This window comes from Micromonospora sp. NPDC048063 (assembly GCF_043202855.1).
Classification (GTDB): domain Bacteria; phylum Actinomycetota; class Actinomycetes; order Mycobacteriales; family Micromonosporaceae; genus Micromonospora.
In genome coordinates this window covers 1-1798 of sequence record NZ_JBIDBG010000047.1, presented here as the reverse complement: position 1 = coordinate 1798, position 1798 = coordinate 1, and the positions used below count along the sequence as shown (strand labels likewise).

The 1798-nt window shown below is 69.8% G+C and carries 1 protein-coding gene; it reads right to left on the bottom strand.

Annotated elements, in window-relative coordinates; translation table 11 throughout:
- Window positions 1-11: 11 nt before the first annotated feature.
- Window positions 12-1484: an IS110 family transposase gene (locus ACGFZ2_RS34315; RefSeq protein WP_393461029.1), complete on the bottom strand. Its 1473-nt coding sequence runs from the start codon at window positions 1482-1484 to the stop codon at window positions 12-14.
- Between the last annotated feature and the right edge of the window lie 314 nt (window positions 1485-1798).

Sequence of the window (1798 nt, the reverse complement as noted above, 5' to 3'; positions counted from 1 at the left end):
CGACTGATTCCCTATCGGGGATCGGCTGTCAAGGTGCTGGCTGGCTTGACGGTGTAGGTCGGCTGGTTGGACGATCGCTGGTGGGGGAGGTCGCCTCGTTTGTCGGCGCTTCGTGCGTCTGACCTGACATGTCCCGTGAGGACTCGTTGAGGGGCCTTCCCCGCCTTCGTGCTGGTGGTTTTGGTGCTGCGTCGGCGGGCGCGGACGTCGGCGGGGACGGTCCACTGCTCGGTGATGATCTTCTTCGCCTCGGCGGGGGTGACGGGTGTGGCGTCGGTGTCGCAGATGACGTAGGGCATGCCGCGGCGCATGACGGTCCATGCGCGTTCGGCGAGGCGGGCGGCGACGACGCAGAGGGCTTTGAGGTGTTCGGCGCCGTGCTCGACCATGTGCGTGTAGTAGACCCTGGCTAGTTGGGGGTCTTGTTTGCGGGCGTGGTCGGCGGCGCGGATCAACGCCGCGCGGGCCAGCCGGGATCCGGCTTTGGACATGGGTTGGCCTTTGCGGTCGGTGTTGCCGGTCTCCGACGCTCGGGGTGACAGGCCGAGGTAGGACTTGAAGTGCGCGCCGGTGGGGAATCGGGCGGCGTCACCGATGGCCATGGCCAGGACCGGTCCGCCGACGGTGGCCAGGCCGGGCAGGCTGCGGGCGAGCTGGCCGGGGTCGGCCCACCGGTAGGCGTCTTCCCTGACGGTGGTGTGGGTGGCCAGTTCGGCGTCGATCGCGGCGAGTAGGCGTACTTCGGTGGCGACTTCGGCGGCCAGGTCGGTGAACGCGATCGCGGTGTGATCCCGGTAGAGGTCGACCGCGGCGCGGGCCGCGGTGATCCACTCCTGTGCGCGGGCGGCGCCCTGATGATTGTTCGATGCCTTGGTGATCGCGGCGGTCAGCCGGGCGGGGCCGGCTTTGAGTAGGGTCCGCGGGTCGGCCCAACGGGCCAGCACGGCCAGGTCGGCCTTGCCCAGGTCCCCGGTCAGTGGGGTCAGGGGCATCAACTGCCGGACCAGGTCCTTGATCCGCACCTTGTGTTCTGAGGCGGCCTGCGTGAGCCGGTCACACGCCCGCACCCGCCGATCCAGGGCTGCCTGCTCCGCTGTCGGCAGCCGCAACGGCCGGATCCCGTCGGGGTGGACCAGCGGTAACCGGGCCAACGTGTCGGCGTCGATGCCGTTGGACTTCGCATGCCGGGACAGGAACCGGCGCAGGTCCGCGGCCTTGGCCGAGGACACGCGGAACACCGTGTGGCCCCGGGCGGTGAAGAACACCGCAACCGGCAGCCACGCCGGCCCGGTCGGCTCGATCACCACCTCCAACCGCGTTCCCGCCACGGCCCCGGCCAACGCCGCCTGCTCGACCGCAGTCAGGCTCTCCACGCTGGGCTCACACCGCCGGCGACACACCTGCCGGCCGCCCTCGTCAAGGACCCGCACCGTGTGCGCCGACGCGATGCCCAGATCGATACCCACCAGCCGCCGCTGCACCATCCCTGCCCCTTCCCCGTTCACCGGTCACCACACTCCGGCGGCCCAGGCAAGGAGACGTCCCTGCCAGCCACGGTCCCAAGGAGGCAGAGCGTCCTGACGACGGCTCCCACTCATGTGCTGCAACCGGGCCCGACCTCGACAGGGTCGGCCCACTTCCCTCATCCGGGGCATCCGTGGCCAGGCCAGCAGTGGCAATCAGTCGTACGAGGCCAAACCCTCAGAGCCGTGCTCGACGCCACCCACCGGACCAGCCGGGATGCTCATGCAACCCCAGGACCACCGGGCTGATCAAGCACCGGAGTCCTTTACATGAG